The sequence below is a fragment of the Methylobacterium sp. SyP6R genome (assembly GCF_019216885.1).
Taxonomy (GTDB): domain Bacteria; phylum Pseudomonadota; class Alphaproteobacteria; order Rhizobiales; family Beijerinckiaceae; genus Methylobacterium.
This window is the reverse complement of the sequence record NZ_JAAQRC020000001.1, coordinates 2,184,223-2,202,612: the sequence shown is the minus strand read 5'-3', so window position 1 is coordinate 2,202,612 and position 18,390 is coordinate 2,184,223. Positions and strand designations below refer to the sequence as shown.

At 69.3% G+C, this 18,390-nt stretch carries 17 protein-coding genes; 9 read left to right on the top strand and 8 right to left on the bottom strand.

Annotated elements, in window-relative coordinates:
* Positions 1-11 precede the first annotated feature (11 nt).
* Entirely contained in the window at positions 12-227 is a 216-nt protein-coding gene (locus HBB12_RS10185; RefSeq protein WP_236989237.1) for a hypothetical protein, read from the top strand.
* Positions 228-712: 485 nt separating this feature from the next.
* On the opposite strand, the gene HBB12_RS10180 is transcribed toward HBB12_RS10185, so the two are convergent.
* The gene (locus HBB12_RS10180; protein ID WP_442919353.1) at positions 713-1,024 is read right to left on the bottom strand and encodes a response regulator; all 312 of its coding nucleotides are present in this window, start codon (positions 1,022-1,024) and stop codon (positions 713-715) included.
* A 282-nt stretch (positions 1,025-1,306) separates the two neighbouring features.
* Here HBB12_RS10180 and HBB12_RS10175 point away from each other — a divergent pair, with 282 nt between their 5' ends.
* From HBB12_RS10175 to HBB12_RS10165, 3 genes are read left to right on the top strand one after another with little or no spacing between them, the layout of a single operon-like run.
* The gene (locus tag HBB12_RS10175; protein WP_236992734.1) at positions 1,307-2,242 is read left to right on the top strand and encodes a glycine betaine ABC transporter substrate-binding protein; all 936 of its coding nucleotides are present in this window, start codon (positions 1,307-1,309) and stop codon (positions 2,240-2,242) included.
* A complete protein-coding gene (locus tag HBB12_RS10170) occupies positions 2,239-3,408 on the top strand; it encodes an ABC transporter permease subunit (RefSeq protein WP_236989235.1) in 1,170 nt (389 codons plus the stop codon). The genes HBB12_RS10175 and HBB12_RS10170 overlap by 4 nt, the downstream gene beginning before the upstream one ends.
* Positions 3,405-4,169, top strand: coding sequence for an ABC transporter permease subunit (locus tag HBB12_RS10165; protein ID WP_236989234.1), 765 nt, complete (start codon positions 3,405-3,407; stop codon positions 4,167-4,169). Before HBB12_RS10170 ends, HBB12_RS10165 begins: the two co-directional genes overlap by 4 nt.
* A gap of 15 nt (positions 4,170-4,184) precedes the next feature.
* On the opposite strand, the gene HBB12_RS10160 is transcribed toward HBB12_RS10165, so the two are convergent.
* Together HBB12_RS10160 and HBB12_RS10155 are read right to left on the bottom strand one after the other, a co-directional pair.
* Entirely contained in the window at positions 4,185-5,042 is an 858-nt protein-coding gene (locus HBB12_RS10160; RefSeq protein WP_236989233.1) for a DUF2726 domain-containing protein, read from the bottom strand.
* Between the two features lie 108 nt (positions 5,043-5,150).
* Positions 5,151-7,208 (bottom strand): M3 family metallopeptidase, encoded by a 2,058-nt coding sequence (locus tag HBB12_RS10155; protein ID WP_236989232.1) that lies wholly within the window; start codon positions 7,206-7,208, stop codon positions 5,151-5,153.
* A gap of 141 nt (positions 7,209-7,349) precedes the next feature.
* Here HBB12_RS10155 and HBB12_RS10150 point away from each other — a divergent pair, with 141 nt between their 5' ends.
* Both HBB12_RS10150 and HBB12_RS10145 read left to right on the top strand, forming a co-directional pair.
* A complete protein-coding gene (locus HBB12_RS10150; protein ID WP_236989231.1) occupies positions 7,350-8,210 on the top strand; it encodes an extensin-like domain-containing protein in 861 nt (286 codons plus the stop codon).
* 76 nt (positions 8,211-8,286) lie between these two features.
* A complete protein-coding gene (locus HBB12_RS10145; protein WP_236989230.1) occupies positions 8,287-9,354 on the top strand; it encodes a L,D-transpeptidase in 1,068 nt (355 codons plus the stop codon).
* 451 nt (positions 9,355-9,805) lie between these two features.
* Here the strand turns inward: HBB12_RS10145 and gyrA are convergent, their stop codons facing one another.
* Positions 9,806-12,565 carry a DNA gyrase subunit A gene (gyrA, locus tag HBB12_RS10140; RefSeq protein ID WP_236989229.1) on the bottom strand — a complete coding sequence of 920 codons (2,760 nt, stop codon included), beginning with the start codon at positions 12,563-12,565 and terminating at the stop codon, positions 9,806-9,808.
* A gap of 239 nt (positions 12,566-12,804) precedes the next feature.
* On the opposite strand from gyrA, the gene arsC reads away from it, so the two are divergent.
* Entirely contained in the window at positions 12,805-13,230 is a 426-nt protein-coding gene (gene arsC, locus HBB12_RS10135) for an arsenate reductase (glutaredoxin) (protein WP_236989228.1), read from the top strand.
* Positions 13,230-14,462 (top strand): MFS transporter, encoded by a 1,233-nt coding sequence (locus tag HBB12_RS10130; RefSeq protein WP_236989227.1) that lies wholly within the window; start codon positions 13,230-13,232, stop codon positions 14,460-14,462. The genes arsC and HBB12_RS10130 overlap by 1 nt, the downstream gene beginning before the upstream one ends.
* Positions 14,463-14,494: 32 nt before the next feature.
* Here the strand turns inward: HBB12_RS10130 and HBB12_RS34260 are convergent, their stop codons facing one another.
* Positions 14,495-14,806 (bottom strand): DUF2934 domain-containing protein, encoded by a 312-nt coding sequence (locus HBB12_RS34260; RefSeq protein WP_272913260.1) that lies wholly within the window; start codon positions 14,804-14,806, stop codon positions 14,495-14,497.
* A 426-nt stretch (positions 14,807-15,232) separates the two neighbouring features.
* Here HBB12_RS34260 and HBB12_RS10115 point away from each other — a divergent pair, with 426 nt between their 5' ends.
* The gene (locus HBB12_RS10115) at positions 15,233-16,177 is read left to right on the top strand and encodes a metal ABC transporter substrate-binding protein (protein WP_236989226.1); all 945 of its coding nucleotides are present in this window, start codon (positions 15,233-15,235) and stop codon (positions 16,175-16,177) included.
* 9 nt (positions 16,178-16,186) lie between these two features.
* Here the strand turns inward: HBB12_RS10115 and HBB12_RS10110 are convergent, their stop codons facing one another.
* From HBB12_RS10110 to pgsA, 3 genes are all read right to left on the bottom strand, one after another.
* Positions 16,187-17,233, bottom strand: coding sequence for a DUF3616 domain-containing protein (locus tag HBB12_RS10110; protein WP_236989225.1), 1,047 nt, complete (start codon positions 17,231-17,233; stop codon positions 16,187-16,189).
* A gap of 249 nt (positions 17,234-17,482) precedes the next feature.
* A complete protein-coding gene (gene moaD, locus HBB12_RS10105; protein ID WP_236992733.1) occupies positions 17,483-17,734 on the bottom strand; it encodes a molybdopterin converting factor subunit 1 in 252 nt (83 codons plus the stop codon).
* 11 nt (positions 17,735-17,745) lie between these two features.
* Positions 17,746-18,345 (bottom strand): CDP-diacylglycerol--glycerol-3-phosphate 3-phosphatidyltransferase, encoded by a 600-nt coding sequence (pgsA, locus tag HBB12_RS10100; protein WP_236992732.1) that lies wholly within the window; start codon positions 18,343-18,345, stop codon positions 17,746-17,748.
* Positions 18,346-18,390: the final 45 nt, after the last annotated feature.

The following is an 18,390-nucleotide window of genomic DNA, read 5'->3' as shown; positions in this document are numbered from 1 at the left end:
GGGGTCACGAGATGCGCAGCGGTTTCGGATGCGAGTCCTGCGGCTCGCCGGGGGTGCGCCTGCCGGCCGATCTGACCGACGACGCCATGATTCAGTGCGATGGCTGCGGCTGCACCCTGATGGCCTGGGGCGCGTTCAAGCGCCGCGTCGAGGCGCAGGAGGCGGCCGACGCCCGGAAGCCCACCGAGCGGCGGGCTGTCGCTGCGCCGCAGCGGGTGGCGGGCTGAAGGCGGCTTTTGCGGTTCTATGTGAGATGATGTGGGTCGGGGCGAGCGTCGAGCGCATCGCCTCTTTGTGCGTATGGTGACGCGACGCCGCCTGGAGAAGGAAAAGGCGCGGGGGCTTTCCTCTCCCTGCGGGTGGAAAGAGAGCTGTGTCCCCGCTCAGGAGACGCAGCAGGCGGAGGCGAAAGCGGCGGTGAGGGGGCCTCGACGGGCGAGGCGCCTCCGGACACCCCCTCGCCCTCGCCCTCGCCTTTTACGCTTCCTGAGCCCTTCGGAACTCAGGCCTCTTCCCGCGACGAAGTCGCGCTTGCCCGACTTCGTCCATCGCTTGCCGATTCCCGGCAAGCCCGGGATCTGTCGGGGAGAGAAGAAGGGCTGCGCCTTCGTGATGGCACCAGCTATCCCGGCCGTCGGCTGAGAATAGGGTGTTCTGAATCGACAACGTCGACACGACGCTGCGAAAAACCGGCCCCGCAGGGCCCAGCGCCTCAGCGCGCCGCCGCGATCGCGGCGATCAGGGTGCGCTTGAGGTCCTGCTGGCTGAACGGCTTCTGCACCACCGGGCGGTCGCGAAACGGCTCGCGGATGCCGGCGCCGCCATAGCCGGTGGAGAAGACCAGCGGCAGGCCGCGGCGCACGATCGCCTCGGCGACGGGGTAGATCGGCTCGCCGGCGACGTTGACGTCGAGGATCGCGACCACGAAGCTCTCGCTCTCGGCCATCTCGAGCGCCTTGCTCAGCCGGGCCGCCGGACCCACGACCTCGCAGCCGAAATCGACCAGCATGTCCTCCAGCAGCATCGAGATTGCCGCCTCGTCCTCCACCACGAGGACGCGGGCACCATTCAGGAGGTCTTCGCTTGTTTCCGTGCCCACGCCGGAGTTCTTTCCCTCAACGCCCCGAATCGAGGCCCGACCGACCTGTCCCTGCCGCGGCTTTGTCCGCTCGACCGTCAGGGGTTTCATCCGCCCGCAACCCATGCGAGTCAGCGCCGGCAGCCAAGACCGATCCCGACCAAGACCTGCGCCGGTGAGCCGTCGCCCGGAACGCCAGACATGTCAAGCGCACGGACCTGGGACGCGATGCAGCGGCTTCACGATACTCCCCACCCCTTGAATCGGAGGGCCCTGATCGCAGGGGGACTCGTCGGATTGGCCCTCTCGTCGACGGCGGCGCTGGCCGACCGGCCGGTCGTCGTCGCCTCGAAGGTGGACGGGGAGGGCGCCCTGCTCGGCCACCTGATCGTGATGGTGCTGCGGCGGCTCGGCGTGCCGGTGACGGCCCGGCTCCAGCTCGGGCCGACCCGCATCGTGCGCACCGCGCTCACCGCCGGCGAGATCGACCTCTACCCGGAATATACCGGCAACGCCGCCTTCTTCTCCGGAACCGATGCCGATCCGGTCTGGCGCCGGGCGGAGACGGCCTACGCGGCGGCGAAGGCCTTCGACGCCAAGAACGGCCTCGCCTGGCTCAAGGCAGCGCCGGCGAACAACACCTGGCAGATCGCCGTGCAGGGGCGCCTCGCCCGGGCCGAGCGCCTCGCCACGATGGCGGATTTTGCCGGCGCGGTCCGCCGCGGCCTGATCGAGCTCTGCGCCTCGGCGGAGTTCGTCGAGAGCCCGGCCGCCCTGCCGTCCTTCGAGCGGGCCTACGATTTCGTGATGCCGCGGGAGCGGATCGTGATGCTGCCGGGCGGCGATACCGCCGTCACCTTGCGGGCGGCGGCGCAGGGGATCAGCGGGGTCAATGCCGGCATGGTCTACGGCACCGACGGGGCGATCGCGGCCCTCGACGTCGCGGTGATGAGCGATCCGGCCGGGGCGCAGATCGTCTACGAGCCGGCGCCGGTGATCCGCACGCCGGTCCTCGCCCTTCATCCGGAGATCGCCCCCGCCCTCGATCGCCTCTTCTCCGGCCTCGACCTCCCGACCCTGAGGCGGCTGAACGCCGAGGTGGCGGTGGAGGGCGACACCCCGGAGGCGGTCGCCCGCCGCTACCTCGGAACCCTCGCGCCATGACGATCGATTCCGTGAAACGGCCCACGGCTTGGCCGTCCTCGCCGTGGCTCGCCGTGGCGATAGCGGGTCTCGCCGTCGCGGCCCTCGCCGGACTACCGTTCCTCACCCTGGCGCCGAACCGCCTGGTCCCCGGCAGCCCCGTCGGAAGTGGCGTCGCCGGGATGGCGGCGGGCGGGCTCGCGGTCGGTGCGGTGATGCTGCTCGCCGGTCCGGCGCGGCCGTGGCGTGCCTGGGCCGCCCTGGCGGCGGCTCTGGCCGCCTGGTGCGTACTGCTCCTCGGCCTCGGGCAGGGCGCCGCCGGGCTCCTCGCAGGCCAGAAGCCGGCCGCCCGCGCCGCCCTCGGCTCGGGCGGGTGGCTCGCTCTCCTGGCGGTGGCGGGGCTCGCCGGAGAGGCGGGGAGGGCCGTCCTGCCGCGCCGGGGCGGCCTCATCGCCGCCCTGCTGCTCCTTGGCTTCACCGTTCTCTTCGCAGCGGCGGGTGTCCTCGATTCGCTGTCGCTGGCGGTCGAGTACCGGGCGCGGGCGGGGGCCGTGGCGGCGGCTTCGTGGCAGCATCTCGGGCTCGCCGGAGCTTCGCTCCTCATCGCGCTCGCCGTTTCCGTTCCCCTGGCGCTCCTGCGCCTGCGCGACGGGCCGGGCGCGCGCCTCGTCGACGGGCTGGTGAGCGGGATCCAGGTCGTGCCGGCGCTCGCACTCTTCGCTGCCCTGGTGGCGGGTCTGTCGGGCCTGCTCGCCCTCGTTCCGGCGCTGCGGAGCCTCGGCCTGTCGGCCATCGGTCCGGTGCCGGCGGTGCTCGGCACCGCCGCCTATCTCTGCCTGCCGCTGGTGAGCGGGCTCGCCGCCGGCCTCGCGGCGGCGGACGCGGACGTGCTCGCCGCCGCCCGGGCGATCGGCCTCAACCCCCGCGAGGTGCTGCTGCGGGTGCGCCTGCCCCTCGGCGCGCCGGTGCTGATCGGGGCATTGCGGGTGGCGGCGGTGCAGAGCGTCGGGCTCGCCACCCTCGGCGGCCTCGTCGGGGCCGGGGGACTCGGGGCGCTGGTCTTCGAGGGCATGGCGCAATTCGCCCAGGACCTGATCCTGCTTGGCGCCCTCCCGGTGATCGGCCTCGCTCTCGCGGTCGATGCCGGGCTCGCGCTCCTCGGCGGCACCCGGGAGATGCCGGCATGACCCGTCCCCGGTTCGCCCGCGCGCTCGTGCCGTTCGGGGTGGCCCTGTGCCTCGCGGTGCTCAGCCTGCCGGAGGTCGCCGGATTCGTGGTCCGTCTCCTCGGCCTCCAGGCCGGCACGCCGGTGCCGGCCGGTCGCCTCGCCTGGCTCGCCCGGCAGCATCTCGTCCTGGCGCTCGGCGGTTTCGTCTTGGCGGGTGGGGCCGGGCTCGGCCTCGGCATCCTGGCGACCCGCGTCGCCGGTGCCTCGTTGCGCGCCACCCTCGACACCCTGGCCGCCGCCGCCCAGGCCGCCCCGCCGGTGGTGGTGGTGGCGCTCGCCCTGCCGGTGCTCGGCTTCGGCGCGCCGCCGATCCTCCTGGCGCTCGCCGCCTACGGGCTGATGCCGGTGATGCGCGGCACCGTCGGCGCGCTCGCCACCGTGCCGGAGGAGGTGCGCCGGGCGGCGATCGGGATGGGGCTCACGCCGACGCAGATCCTGATGCGGGTCGAGCTGCCGCTCGCTGCCGGGCCGATCCTGGAAGCCTTGCGGGTGGTGCTGGTGCTGGCGGTGGCGACCGCCGCGATCGGGGCGCTCGCCGGGGCCCAGACGCTGGGCACGCCGATCGTGGTCGGGTTGCAGACCCAGAACACCCTGGCGCTGGTCCAGGGCGCGGCGGCCGCGGCGGCGCTGGCTTTCCTGGCGGATGCGGCTTGGTTAAGCGTCACATTGGCCGCGAAGCGATTTTCGGCACTTTCTTCCGAGAGTGTCAACGATCAATAGAACACGAAATATATTTTATTTTATTTGTCCGCACGAGTGAGATCTGGAAACGTTTATATTTGACTTTAATTTATCAGCTATTAAATATATTTTGCTCATTGGCAGGGCGCCTGCTTGATTTTTATCCCATTGTAGCACTTCGCGGCTCAGCTGAACCGACAGAATTTCGTCTAGTAGATCGCCAAGATTTATTGGAAAATGCTGAGGCCTCATAGCAGATCGCACATACAACCCATTTTCTTTGGTTAGCTGGATATATTCCATCCCCCACATAACATCATTTGTATCGTATCCGATAAATCCAGACGATGATGGAACTACTATTTTTCCTTTTTTGTATAAATTTCGTATATAAATACGGGGTTTTGCAGACAGCCAGTAAGGAAATCTTTCCTCTGCCGCATCAATGCTCATCATAAAGAATGGATCGAAGGGCTCGTCCGGTGGAATTTGGCCGTCCACCTGCAAGCGTTCAAATTCCGTTTGTAGCTCGTAAACATCAATAATCCATGCAACAAGTGACATCGGACCAAAATTTTTATTCAGGTATCTACTATTTATTCTCAATATTGGAAAATTATCGCGCTTGCATAGTTCGTCTTTTTTTGAATCTCGTGAGATTTGTGTTGGCGTTGTGTGGAGGTGCCCATCAAATTCGATCGCATAAACCGGATCCCAATTTTGACGACAAATGACAAAATCAAAATGTGATTGAAGTCCGAAACGCCTTAGCTCGCCAGTCGCTCCAACGTCATCAAGGGATATGACATCCGCTACGCGAACTTTTGGATAAACAGAGAGGCCCCAGCGATCGGCCGCGGATTTAATCTCGCCATGGGCTATTTCTTCATATTTATTTACAATTCTCATCATTTTATTTACAGTGCAGAAATTAGATCCACGCCATTAGAATATAAATTGCCGTCGGGCGGCGTGATGCCGCCCGACAATACTTGAATATATTTCATAAGGTAGGCGGCATCATACCGCCAGCCCCCGCTTGCGCAAGAGCGGCCCGGTGCTCGGCAGCCGACCGCGGAAGGCGATGTAGGCACTGCGGGCATCGCGCAGGTTCCCGGCACCGTAGACGTAGGTGCGCAGCCGTTCCGCGGTGGCGGGATCGAAGATGTCGCCCGCTTCCCGGAAGGCGTCGAAGGCGTCGGCGTCCAGCACCTCGGACCAGAGATAGCTGTAATAGCCCGCCGCGTAGCCTTCCCCGGCGAAGATGTGCTGGAAATGCGGCGTGCGGTGGCGCATCGCGATCTCGCCCGGCATGCCGATGCGGCGCAGCGACTCGGCCTCGAAGGCGAGCGGATCGATGCCGCCCTCGGCCTCCGGCGACAGGTGCAGGTCGAGGTCGACGATGGCCGACGCCGTGTATTCCACCGTGGCGAAGCCCTGGTTGAAGGTGCGGGCGGCGAGCAGCCGGGCCAGCAGGTCCTCGGGCATCGGTTCGCCGGTGCGGTAGTGGCGGGCGTGCGACCGCAAAACCTCCGGCTGTTCCAGCCAGTGCTCGTAGAGCTGGGACGGCAACTCGACGAAGTCGCCTGCCACAGCGGTGCCGGCGAGCATCGGATAGGTCACGTTCGACAAAAGCCCGTGCAGGGCGTGGCCGAATTCGTGGAACAGCGTGCGGGCATCGTCGAAGGAGAGCAGGGACGGCTCGCCCTCGGCCCCCTTGGCGAAGTTCATCACGTTGACGATGATCGGCGTGATCTCGCCGGTCAGGCGCTCCTGCGAGCGGAAGCCGCTCATCCAGGCGCCCGAGCGCTTGCTCGGCCGCGCGAAGTAATCGCCGAGGAACAGGCCGATCACCCGCCCGTCCCGGTCGGCGACCTCCCAGGCCCGCACCTCGGGGTGGTAGCGCGGCACGTCCGGCAGTTCGGTGAAGGAGAGGCCGAACAGGCGGTGCGCCGTGTCGAAGGCCGCCTGGATCATGCCTTCCAGCGGGAGATACGGCTTGATCTCGCCCTCGTCGAGGTCGTGCTCGCGGCGGCGCAGGCGCTCGGCATAGTGGCGCCAGTCGTGAGGAGCGAGGTCGAAATCGTGGCCGTCCTCGCGGGCGAGCGCCTGGAGCCGGTCGCGCTCGGCTTCGGCCCGGCGGCGGGCCGGCGCCCAGACCTCCTCCAGCAGGCCGACCGCGGCGTCGGCGCTGCCCGCCATCGTGTCGTCGAGGCGGAAGGCGGCGTAGCTCGAATAACCCAGCAGGCGCGCCCGCTCGGCGCGCAGGCGCAGGGTCTCGGTGATGATCGCCCGGTTGTCGGTCTCCCCCCCGTTCTCGCCCCGGCGGAGCCAGGCGGCATAGGCGCGCTCGCGCAAGTCGCGCCGCGTCGAGAAGACCAGGAACGGGTCGATCAGCGAGCGCGACAGGGTGACGACGTGGCTGTTCTTCAGCCCGCGCTCCTCGGCGGCCCGGCTCGCTGCGGCACGCAGGAAGGGCGGAAGGCCGGCAAGATCGTCCTCGCCGGTCAGTTCCAGCGTGAACGCGCCCTCGTCGGCGAGCAGGTTCTGGCTGAACTGGGTGCCGAGCTCGGCGAGCCGCGATGCGATGGCCGCCATGCGCTCCTTGGATTCGGCGTCGAGCTCGGCCCCGGCGCGGCGGAAGCGCAGGCGGTAGCGCTCGCGCACCCGCTTCTGCTCGTCGGACAGGCCGTCCTCGGCGATCCCCGAGACTCGCGCCCACAGGTCCGGATTGAGGTAGATCGCGCTGCCGTGGCGGGCGAGCCGCGGCGACACCGCCCGCTCGACCGCCTGAAGCTCGGGATTGGTGTGGCTGCCGGTGAGGTTGAAGAAGGTCGAGGAGACCCGGCGCAGGGCCTGGCCCGAGCGCTCCATCGCCTCGATCGTGTTGGCGAAGGTCGCGGGCTCCGGATTGCCGGCGATCGCCTCGATCTCGGCGACGTGCTGGGCCAGCGCCCGCTCGAAGGCCGGCTCGTAATGCGCGGGCACGATGCGCTCGAAAGGCGGCAGCCCGTGCGGGGTGGTCCAGGCCGGCTCGGAGAAGGGGTTGGGCTCGTGCTCCGCCGTGACGCCGCGCATGCTGATCCTCTCGCTCGAAGGGCGGGCGACGATAGACCCTGGGGCGCGGGGCGCAAGCGCGGCAGGGCGCGCGAGCAGCACGAGTCGGGGGAACGGCCACGCTTGCCCATCCGTTGAGGAGCGGAACTGGGGAGGGGCGCGATGCCGGGGACGACGATGGGGCGGATCCTCGCCGCGCTGATGGCAGGCGCGATCCTGGCCGGTCCGGCCGCCGCCCAGGCACCGGGCGGTGCGCCGCCTCTGAGCCGGGTCCCGGCCGATCAGGTGCCGTTGCCGCCGCCCCGGCCCGAGGAGAGCAAGGAGCCTGTGGCCAAGGAGCCGGCTTCCAAGGAGTCCGCCGTAAAGGACGCGGTTCCGAAGGAGACCGACAAGGACACGCCCGTCCCCGAGCCGACGCCGCTGCCGCCCGAGCGGCCCGCCGACCTGCCCTCCGGCCCGGCGCCCACCCCCGCCACCCTCGTGCCCGACGATACCGCCTGCCTGCGCCGGCTCGAACGCCTGGGCGTCAAGGCCGAGTCGGTGGCGCCCCTCGCCGACGGGCTGTGTGGCGCGGCCAAGCCCCTGCGGGTGACGGTGCTGCCCGACGGCGTCCCGCTCAGCCCCGCCGCCACCCTCACCTGCGTCGCCGCGGAGGCGCTCGGCCGCTGGAGCACCGAGGTGCGGGTGATCGCCGAGCGGACCCTCTCGACGGTGCCGAAGACCGTCCAGATCGGCGGCTCCTACGAGTGCCGCGGCCAGAACCACGACCCGAGCGCCAAGCTCAGCGAGCACGCCTATGCCAACGGGGTCGACGTGATGGGTTTCACCTTCGAGGGACGGGCGCCGGTGATGGTGGGCGCGGTGCGGGAGGGCACGCCCGAGGCGGCTTTCGAGAACGCCGTCAGGGCCCGCGCCTGCGGCTTCTTCCGCACCGTGCTCGGGCCGGGCTCGGATGCGGCGCATGCCAACCACCTCCACCTCGACGAGCGCGAGCGCAATGCCGGCCACCGCCTGTGCCAGTGAGCGCGAAAAATCCGGAACGGGAGGCGGCATCCGGCGCTTCTAGGCCTGGCTGACATCGTGTGCGGGAGAGGGGCGGATGCGGAAGGCGGCGAGGCTCGGGGCAGCTCTGCTGGTGATGGGGTTGTCCGGCGCGGCCGGCGCCGCGGAGGCGCCCCTGACCCTGGAGGCGATCAACCAGGCGCAGTTCGGCGCCGGTGCGCCGGACAAGGATCAGGAGAAGAAAGCCGGCAAGAAGGAGACGGCGAAGGCTGCCGAGAAAGGCGCCGACCCGCTGACGGTGCGGGTGCAGGTGCTGCTCGACCGGGCCGGCTTCTCCCCCGGCGCCATCGACGGGCGCGACGGCGACAATCTGCGTGGCGCGCTCGCCGGCTTCGCCAAGGCCAAGGGCCAGTCCTCTTCCGGGCGGCTCGACGAGACCCTGTGGCAGACCCTGTCCGGCACCAGCCAGGATCCGGCGGTGACCGAGTATACGCTGACCGAGCAGGACGTCGCCGGCCCGTTCGTGGAGGAGATCCCGCCGAAGATGGAGGAGCAGGCCGATCTGAAGGCGTTGTCCTACACCTCGCCGGCCGAGATGCTGGCCGAGCGTTTCCACATGAGCAAGGACTTCCTCGAGGCCCTCAACCCCGGCAAGCCGCTGACCAAGGCCGGGACGGTGATCACGGTCGCGGCCGTGCCGCCGATGGAGACAGGGCGCATCCCCGGCAAGGAATTGCCCGAGACGCCGAAGGTCACCCGCATCGCGGTCGACAAGGGCGCGCTCCAGGTCCGGGCCTATGGCGAGGACGGGGCGCTGATCCACCTCTACCCGGCCTCGATCGGCAGCGAGGAGAAGCCGGCGCCGAGCGGCGTCCTCAAGGTCGAGGGGGTCGCCTTCGACCCGACCTATACCTACAACCCGAAATACGCATTCCAAGGCGTCGAGGCGAAGCGCAAGTTCACCATCAAGCCCGGCCCGAACAACCCGGTCGGCCTGGTCTGGATCGACCTGTCGGGTAACGACGGCTACGGCATCCACGGCACGCCCGAGCCCGAGAAGGTCGGCAAGACCGAATCGCATGGCTGCGTCCGGCTCACCAACTGGGACGCGCGGGATCTCGCGAAGCACGTCGAGCGGGGCGCGAAGGTGGATTTCGGGAAGTAGGTGGGCTTTATCAATCTAACGCCCGCGTCGACCATACGCGACCACATGAGGCTTTGCGGAAGCCGGAGCGACGGCTGCCGCGCGTGGACCCTCCCCCCTCTGCGGGGGAGGGTGGACCCTGCGTCAGCAGGGGCCGGGAGAGGGGCGGCGCGACGGTGATTCAGATGGTGCCCGTCAGCACGGCCGCGACCTCTCCGGAAACGGTGTCCCCTCTCCCGGCCTGCTCTGCAGAGGGGGGGAGGGTTCGTGCGCGGCAACCGTCGCTCCCGCACGGCGCAACGTGTTGTCCTGTGCTCCCATCATTCCTGGCTCCGCCGCGCGGCCTCGTAATTACGAAGTAGGCTCCAGACAGTCGACGCGGAGTCCATCATCCAAAACAAAAACGCCGTGTCTGCGAGCGGATTCGGCTCGCAGACACGGCGTTGTGCGTGAGGTGGGTGAAAGAGCCCGATCAGGCCCCCTCGACCTCCCCGCCATCCCCCTCGACGTCGACTTCCGCCTCGCCCTCGCCCTCAATGTGCTCGACCGACACGACCTTCTCGGTCTTGTCGGTGTTGAACACCGTGACGCCCTGCGAGGCGCGGCCGACGACGCGGATGTCGTCGACGGGCACGCGGATCAGCTTGCCGGCATCCGTCACCAGCATGATCTGGTCGCTGGTCTCGACCGGGAAGGAGGCGACGAGGCTGCCGTTGCGGGCATTGACCTCCATCGCCTTGATGCCCTTCCCCCCGCGGCCGGAGATCCGATACTCGAAGGACGAGGTGCGCTTGCCGTAGCCGCGCTCCGACAGGGTGAGGACGAACTGCTCCGCCGCCCCCATGGCGATGTAGCGGTCCTGCTCCAGGTCGATCGAGGCCGCGGCCTCCTCGGCCTCGGGCTCGGGGGCCGCCGGCAGCTCGATCGCCTCGCCGGTGGCGCGGCGATCGGCATTGGCGCGCTTCATATAGGCCTGGCGCTCCTCGGGCGAAGCCTCGAAGTGGCGCAGGATCGTCATCGAGATGACCCGATCGTCCTTGGCGAGGTTGATGCCGCGCACGCCGGTCGAATCGCGGCCCTTGAACACCCGCACGTCCGTGACCGGGAAGCGGATGCACTGGCCCGCGCCGGTGGTCAACAGCACGTCGTCGGCTTCGGTGCAGATCTCGACATGGACGATGTGGTCGCCCTCGTCGAGCTTCATGGCGATCTTGCCGTTGCGGTTGACCTGCACGAAGTCGGACAGCTTGTTGCGCCGCACGCTGCCGCTGGCGGTCGCGAACATCACGTCGAGCGTTTCCCAGGACGCCTCGTCCTCGGGTAGCGGCATGATGGTGGTGATGCGCTCCTTGCCCTGGTCGAGGGGCAGGATGTTGACGAGCGCCTTGCCGCGCGCGTTCGGCGCCGCGAGCGGCAGCCGCCACACCTTCTCCTTGTAGGCTTGGCCCTGCGAGGAGAAGAACAAGACCGGCGTGTGGGTGTTGGCGACGAAGAGGCGGGTGACGAAATCCTCGTCGCGCATCGACATGCCGGCCCGGCCCTTGCCGCCGCGGCGCTGGGCCCGGTAGGTCGAGAGCGGGACGCGCTTGATGTAGCCGGCATGCGACACGGTCACGACCATGTCCTCGCGCTGGATCAGGTCCTCGTCCTCGACGCTGGAATCCCAGTCGAGGATCTCGGTCCTGCGCGGGGTGGCGTATTCGGCCCGGACCTCCGCCAGCTCGTGCTTGACGATGCCCATGATGCGGGCGCGCGAGCGCAGGATGTCGAGGTAGTCGGCGATCTCGTCGGCCAGCCGCTTCAGCTCGTCGCCGATCTCGTCGCGGCCGAGCGCGGTCAGGCGCTGCAGCCGCAGGTCGAGGATGGCGCGGGCCTGGGTCTCGGACAGGCGGTAGGTGCCGTCCTCGCGGAGCCGATGGCGCGGATCGTCGACCAGTGCGATCAGCGGCGCGATGTCCTCGGCCGGCCAGTCGCGGGACATCAGGGCCTCGCGGGCCGAGTTCGGATCCGGCGAGGTGCGGATCAGCCGGATCACCTCGTCGATGTTGGCGACCGCGATGGCGAGACCGCACAAGACGTGGGCCCGCTCGCGCGCCTTGTTCAAGAGGAACTTGGTGCGGCGGGAGACGACCTCCTCGCGGAAGTCGATGAAGGCCTGGATCAGGTCCTTGAGGTTCAGAAGCTCGGGCCGGCCGCCGTTGAGCGCCACCATGTTGCAGCCGAAGCTCGTCTGCAAAGGCGTGTAGCGGTAGAGCTGGTTCAGAACCACGTCGGCGACGGCGTCGCGCTTCAGCTCGACCACGATGCGCATGCCGTCACGGTCGGATTCGTCGCGGAGATCCGCGATGCCTTCGACGCGCTTCTCGCGCACCAGATCGGCGATCTTCTCGACCAGCGAGGCCTTGTTCACCTGATACGGGATCTCGGTGAAGATCAGGGCCTCGCGCTCCTTGCGCAGTTCCTCGATGTGGGACTTCGCCCGCATGATGACCGAGCCGCGGCCGGTCATGTAGGCCGAGCGGGTGCCCGAGCGCCCGAGGATCGAGCCGCCGGTCGGGAAGTCCGGGCCCGGGATGATGTCGTTCAGGCCCTCAATGGTGATCGCCGGATCGTCGATCAGCGCGATGCAGCCGTCGATCACCTCGCCGAGGTTGTGCGGCGGGATGTTGGTCGCCATGCCGACCGCGATGCCGCCGGCGCCGTTGACGAGGAGGTTGGGGAAGCGGGCGGGCAGGACCGCCGGCTCGTCCTTCGACTCGTCGTAGTTCGGGTTGAAGTCGACGGTGTCCTTGTCGATGTCCTCGAGGAGGGCCATCGAGGGCTTCGCCAGGCGCGATTCGGTGTAGCGCATCGCGGCCGGCGGATCGCCGTCGACCGAGCCGAAATTGCCCTGGCCGTCGACCAGCATCAGCCGCATGGCGAAATCCTGCGCCATGCGGACGAGGGCGTCGTAGATCGACTGGTCGCCGTGCGGGTGATACTGACCCATCACGTCGCCGACGATGCGCGCCGACTTCACGTACTTGCGGTCCGGCAGGTAGCCGTTCTCGTACATGGAGTACAGGATGCGGCGATGCACCGGCTTCAGGCCGTCGCGCGCATCCGGCAGGGCCCGGCTGACGATCACGCTCATCGCGTAGGCCAGGTAGGACTGGCGCATCTCGTCGGTGATCGAGACGGGCTTGATGTCGGTCGCGGGCGGGGGGGCGCCGGTCGGGTCGTTCTCTGCCAAGGTCTGTCTCTCGTCGCGGCCCGCGCGGGCTCACACTCTCTTGCCGGACGGCTTAGCCGATTTGCGCCACCGGCACCAGTGTGAAGCGCGGAAGGCGAAGCAAATCAGCATCTTAGATGGGTGTTCCGGGGATGTTCCACAAGCCCGCCGGACTCCTGTGGACGAGTGTCCCGCGAAGTCGTTAGAGATTGGCAAAGGATGCGGGCTTCGCCAATCGCGCCCGCTGCGGGAGGCCGCCGATGGACGTCGTGATCTACCATAACCCGGCCTGCGGCACGTCGCGCAACGTGCTGGCGATGATCCGCCATGCCGGCATCGAGCCGCACGTCGTCGAGTACCTGAAGACCCCGCCGACGCGTGAGCTCCTGCGCCGGCTCCTCGACCGGGCCGGCCTGACTTTGCGCGAGGTGCTGCGCAAGAAGGGGACTCCTTACGCCGAGCTCGGCCTCGACGATCCGGCCCTCACCGACGACCAGCTCCTCGACGCGATCGCGGCCCATCCGGTCCTGCTCGAACGTCCGCTCGTCGTGAGCCCGCGCGGCGTGCGCCTGTGCCGTCCCTCCGAGCAGGTGCTGGACCTGCTGCCGCCGCCGCAGGGCGAGTTCTTCAAGGAGGATGGCGAGCGCGTCATCGACGAGCACGGGCGCCGGGTCGCCACGGCCTGATGATCCCGCTGATCCCGCACCGGCGGTGGCCGGTCATCTCGGCCCTCGGCATCGTGCAGATCTTCGCCTGGGGCTGCAGCTACTACCTGCTGACGGTGCTCGGGCCGTCGATTGCGGCGGAGACCGGCTGGGGACTGCCCTGGATCTTCGGCAGCCTCACCGCCGGGATGCTGGTGGCGGGCGCCGTCGCGCCGACCGCCGGCCGGATGATCGGCCGTCACGGCGGGCGCCCGGTGCTGGCCGTCTCGACCGGGCTGCTCGCGGTCGGGCTCGCCCTGCTGGCGCTGGCGCCGAACCTGCCGGTCTTCGGCCTCGCCTGGCTGGTGATCGGCGCCGGAATGGGGTCGGGGCTCTACGACGCCGCCTTCGCGACCCTCGGGCGGCTCTACGGCGCCGATGCGCGGCCGGCGATCACCGCGCTCACCCTGTGGGGCGGCTTCTCCAGCACCCTGTGCTGGCCGCTCTCGGCCTTCCTGCTCGCCCATCTCGGCTGGCGCGGCACCTGCCTGACCTATGCGGCGCTCGAACTCGGCCTGTGCCTGCCGCTGATCCTGCGGCTGGTCCCGCCGGCCGCGCCGCGGCCCCAGGCCAGGGGCGGCCGGTCCGAGGCGGTGTCGCTCGATGCGGCCGAGCGTCCGGTCTTCCTGGTCCTCGCGGCTCTCGTGACCTGCACCGGCATCGCCACCTCGATCTTTTCCGTCCACCTGCTGACCCTGTTGCAGGATCGCGGTCTATCGCTGGCGGCGGCCGTGTCGCTCGGCACCCTGATCGGCCCGTCGCAGGTCGGGGCGCGGCTCCTGGAAGTCGCCAATCGCAGCCGGCATCATCCGATCTGGACGCTCACCGCCGCGGTGGTGCTGATGGCGTTCGGGCTCGTGCTGCTGTGGGCCGGTTTCCTGGCTCCCGTCGTCGTGCTGATGATCTTCGGTGCCGGCAACGGGCTCTACTCGATCGGCCGCGGCACCCTGCCGCTCGCCCTGTTCGGCCCCGAGCGCTACGCGGCGCTGCTCGGACGCCTGGCGAAGCCGAACCTCGCCGCCCAGGCCCTCGCGCCCTCCGCGGGCGCCTACCTGATCGCCCATGCGGGTGCGGACGCGACGCTCCTGGCGCTGGCGATCCTCGGGATGATCGACCTCGCCCTCGTCGTCCTCCTGTGGCGGGTCCGCCGCCGCGGCGGAATGCCGGTCCGGATCGTCGACGAAAAGCCCCTCCCGCAGGGCGGAAGGGGCTGAGGCCGGCTGCGGCGCGCGTCCGACAAGCTTTTTTAGTGCGTGGTGATGTTCTCGCCCGCCGCAGCGGCGCGGCGGCGACGCGGCGCCGGCTTCGCCACGGCCTCGGCGACCTCGGCCACCGTCTTCGCGGCGGCGCTCTTGGTGGCCGGCTTGCGGGCTGCCGGCTTGCGCACGGGCTTGGCAGCGACCGTCTCCACCGGCGCTTCGATCACGGTCGGACGCGCCTGCTCGGCGAGTTCCTGCTCGGCCATGCGCCAGTAATGCTCGTCGCGGCCCGGCGCGCGGCCGTCCCGCTCCCACAGGGCATAGGCCCGCTCACGGATGCTCGTCTGGAAGTGATCCATCCCGATCTCCTCGATGTTCATGTGAGCGAACCATCGCGGGTCGTGGTTAAGGAACACCTAACGAAAAAATCGACGGAAACAGGCAAAGCGCGGGCGTCCCTTCTGCCACACCGGAGAGGGGAGAACCTGTGCCTCTGCTTTTCGTCGATCCGCTTCGTGCCGAAGCGGGGCCGGCAGACCGAGGAGAGACGGGCAGCGGGCCGGGGCATCCCGCTCGCGCAGGAGAGTCCAGCCCGCCGGTGACGCCGTCCGAGCGGGAGCGGCAAGAACGGCGTGACGGCCGCGACCCTGGACTCAGCCTCCGGGCCCGTCGTCGACCCAGGTCCACCCCGCGGCAGAGTCCCGGCCCCATGCCATGTAACAATGTTGCATTCTCTCTCGTGCGAGCCTAGGTGAGGCGCATCGTCGAGCCGGGAGTTTTTCGCGATGGGCAGGCTGGGGATCGGGATGCTGCTGGTGGCTTTGGGCCTGGCATGGACTGCGCCGGCGCGGGCGCAAGAGCCCGTCCGGCAAGAGCCCCTCCGGCAAGAGCCCCTCCGGCAAGAGCCCGTCCGGGTGGTGGCGACCTTCTCGATCCTCGGCGACCTCGTGCGGCAGGTCGGAGGCGACCGGGTCGCCGTCTCGACCCTGGTCGGGCCGAACGGCGACGCGCACAGCTTCGTGCCGGCCCCGGCCGACGCGCAGGCGGTGGCGGCTTCGCGCCTCGTCGTCGTCAACGGCCTCGGCTTCGAGGGCTGGATCGACCGGCTGATCAAGGCCTCCGGCACCAAGGCCAAGGTCGTCGTCGCCTCGAAGGGCATCGTCCCGATCGAGGAGGCGGATGACGGCCACGGTCACGACCACGCCGTCGATCCGCATGCCTGGCAGAACGTCGCCAACACCAAGACCTACGTCGCCAATATCCGCGACGGCCTGGCGAGCGTCGATCCCGAGGGCAAGGCGGCCTACCAGGCCAATGCGACCGCCTATCTGGCGAAGCTCGACGCCCTCGACGGGGAGGTGCGCACGGCGCTCGCCGGCATCCCGGAGGCGCGCCGGCGCATCGTCACCACCCATGACGCCTTCGGGTATTTCGCGCGTGCCTACGGCATGCGGTTCCTCGCGCCGCAGGGCGTGTCGAGCCAGAGCGAGGCCACCGCCCGCGACGTCGCGGCGATCGTCCGGCAGGTCCGCCGCGACAAGATCCCGGCGGTCTTCCTCGAGAACGTCTCGGATCCGCGGCTGATGCAGCAGATCGCCCGCGAGAGCGGCGCCAAGGCCGGAGGCCGGGTCTTCTCCGACGCCCTGTCGGAGCCCAACGGGCCGGCCCCGACCTATCTCGAGATGATGCACCACAACGTGAAGGAGTTCGCGGCGGCGCTCAGCGGTTGAGGCGGCGCCTCACCGCAGGTCGAGGGTCAGGCTTCGGAACCGCTTGCCGTCCTTCGACTCCTCGCACGGCTTGCCGTCGGAGCCGAGCGCCTCGCCGTCGTCGCTCAGCACCTGGACCCGGTCGCCGGCCGGGGAGACCACCAGCGCCTCGGGCTGGAAGTCGGGGATCGTCGCGAAGGCCGCCGCGGCGCCCTCGACCCGGACGGGTTTGTCGGCCGGCTTGCCCGACCAGCGGTAGAGGTCGAACGGCTCGCCGCCGCCGCCCGCGCCGCCCGCGAGGATCAGGTAGGCCTTGGTCTCCGGCACGATGGCGAGGTCGCGGATGCCGCGGCCCTTCAGGTCGAGGGCGACCGGCGTGCCGAGGCGCGGGGCGGCGCCACTGATCGCCTCGGCCGGGTTCTCCAGCGGGACCAGCAGGGCGTTCGCGTCGGTGTCGAGCGGGTTGCGCAGGCCGAGCCAGAGCGACGTGCCGTCCGGGCGCGGCGCCATCCCCTCGATGTTGAAGCCCTTGCGCTTGGGATCGAGATCGTCCCGGGCCGGCACGTCGAGGCCGATCCGCGACGCGAACAGGGGCGACAGGGCGGCGAAGGCCGGCAGCAGGCCTTTGACCGCGTGGCCCCTCTGTACGAGGCTGGGCACGCCGCCCGATTCCGTGACCGTGAAGGCCGCGAGGCGGCCGCGGCCCGGGCTCTGCTTTCCGCCATGCCGGCGGCTGTGCGAGCCGAGCAGGTAGAGGTCGGGCCCGAGCCAGGTCGCGGATTCGAGGTCGGCCTTGCGGTCGTCCGGGGAGAGGGCGAGCGCGCCCGCAATATCGGCGCCGCCGAGCGGCAGCGCGCCGCCGCCGACCCCAGCCCGGTAGAGACCCACCACGGTCGATCCGTCATCGACCACCAGGAACCTGTCACTGATGCTGCCGCGCGGATAGGCGACCGCGCCCGAGGCCTCGCAGATCCCGCGATGCTCCAGCAGCGGGCCGATCGTCACCGGCTCGGCGGAGGCGGCGGAGGCGGCGAGCGACGAGACCAGGATCGCGAGGAGCGGCAGGGGGCGGGGCATTCGGGCACCTCTCAAGGCCGGTTCGACGAGCGAGGCGTAATCCAGCGGTCCTTTCGATCTCCCACCCGCGACCTCATCCTGAGGTGCTGGCGATCGAAGATCGCATGCGACCGAAGGGAGCCTCGAAGGAGGGCTCCAGATGCCACTGCGATCCCTTGAGCCCTCCTTCGAGGTCAGCCATTTTCGATGGGCCAACACCTCAGGATGAGGTCGTAGGTCTGGATTTTCCGAGAACAGAAAGAGCCCGCCTCACCCCCCGGTCATCGGCGGGAAGAACGCCACCTCGCTCGCCCCGGCGAGCGGCGTCTCGGGCTTGGCGTGGACCCGGTCGATTGCGGCACGGACCACGCCCTCGGTCTCGAAGGCGTAGGCGTATTCCTCGCCCCGGCTCTTGAGCCAGGCGACGAGGTCGGCGACCGTGGCTAACTCCGGCGGCAGATCGAGGGTTTCCTCCGGGCGGCCGATCCGCTCGCGGACCCAGGCGAAATAGACGAGCTTCATGGGAAAACCGCTCATCTCTCGTCGTCGATGACGTGGCGGATGCCGGAGCGCATGTAGTCGTAGCCGGTATAGAGCGTCAGCGCCGCGGCGAGCCACAGCAGCACGAGGCCCACCGTGCCGTTGCCGGGCAGCACCCGCTCGCCGGCCGGGCCGGCGATCAGCACGCCGAGGGCCACGAGCTGCACCGCGGTCTTCCACTTGGCGACCCGGCTCACCGGCACGCCGACCTTGAGCTCGGCCAGGTACTCGCGCAGGCCCGAGACCAGGATCTCGCGGCACAGGATCACGATCGCGGCCCACAGCGACCAGCCGCGGATCGTCCCGTCGGCACAGAGCATCAGGAGGCTCGCGGCGACCAGCAGCTTGTCGGCAATCGGATCGAGCATCCGCCCGAGTGCCGAACTCTGGGAATAGGTGCGGGCGACGTAGCCGTCGAGATAGTCGGTGATCGCGGCCGCGACGAAGACCGCGACGGCGATCCAGCGGGCGGTGTCGTCCTGGGGCCAGAACAGCAGCGCGACCACCACCGGGACCGCGACCAGGCGGCCGTAGGTCAGGAGGTTGGCGAGGTTCAGAGCCGTCGAGCGGCGTCGGGGCACGGCCACATTCATCGCCATCGGTGAAACCACGCGGGGGGAGGGGGCGTCAACAGAGCT

Excerpts from the sequence above, each read along its gene's own strand:
- HBB12_RS10185 (WP_236989237.1), top strand. The coding sequence starts at position 12 with ATGCGCAGCGGTTTCGGATGCGAGTCCTGCGGCTCGCCGGGGGTGCGC.
- HBB12_RS10180 (WP_442919353.1), bottom strand. The coding sequence starts at position 1,024 with ATGCTGCTGGAGGACATGCTGGTCGATTTCGGCTGCGAGGTCGTGGGT.
- HBB12_RS10175 (WP_236992734.1), top strand. The coding sequence starts at position 1,307 with ATGCAGCGGCTTCACGATACTCCCCACCCCTTGAATCGGAGGGCCCTG.
- HBB12_RS10170 (WP_236989235.1), top strand. The coding sequence starts at position 2,239 with ATGACGATCGATTCCGTGAAACGGCCCACGGCTTGGCCGTCCTCGCCG.
- HBB12_RS10165 (WP_236989234.1), top strand. The coding sequence starts at position 3,405 with ATGACCCGTCCCCGGTTCGCCCGCGCGCTCGTGCCGTTCGGGGTGGCC.
- HBB12_RS10160 (WP_236989233.1), bottom strand. The coding sequence starts at position 5,042 with ATGATGAGAATTGTAAATAAATATGAAGAAATAGCCCATGGCGAGATT.
- HBB12_RS10155 (WP_236989232.1), bottom strand. The coding sequence starts at position 7,208 with ATGCGCGGCGTCACGGCGGAGCACGAGCCCAACCCCTTCTCCGAGCCG.
- HBB12_RS10150 (WP_236989231.1), top strand. The coding sequence starts at position 7,350 with ATGCCGGGGACGACGATGGGGCGGATCCTCGCCGCGCTGATGGCAGGC.
- HBB12_RS10145 (WP_236989230.1), top strand. The coding sequence starts at position 8,287 with ATGCGGAAGGCGGCGAGGCTCGGGGCAGCTCTGCTGGTGATGGGGTTG.
- arsC (WP_236989228.1), top strand. The coding sequence starts at position 12,805 with ATGGACGTCGTGATCTACCATAACCCGGCCTGCGGCACGTCGCGCAAC.
- HBB12_RS10130 (WP_236989227.1), top strand. The coding sequence starts at position 13,230 with ATGATCCCGCTGATCCCGCACCGGCGGTGGCCGGTCATCTCGGCCCTC.
- HBB12_RS34260 (WP_272913260.1), bottom strand. The coding sequence starts at position 14,806 with ATGGATCACTTCCAGACGAGCATCCGTGAGCGGGCCTATGCCCTGTGG.
- HBB12_RS10115 (WP_236989226.1), top strand. The coding sequence starts at position 15,233 with ATGGGCAGGCTGGGGATCGGGATGCTGCTGGTGGCTTTGGGCCTGGCA.
- HBB12_RS10110 (WP_236989225.1), bottom strand. The coding sequence starts at position 17,233 with ATGCCCCGCCCCCTGCCGCTCCTCGCGATCCTGGTCTCGTCGCTCGCC.
- moaD (WP_236992733.1), bottom strand. The coding sequence starts at position 17,734 with ATGAAGCTCGTCTATTTCGCCTGGGTCCGCGAGCGGATCGGCCGCCCG.
- pgsA (WP_236992732.1), bottom strand. The coding sequence starts at position 18,345 with ATGAATGTGGCCGTGCCCCGACGCCGCTCGACGGCTCTGAACCTCGCC.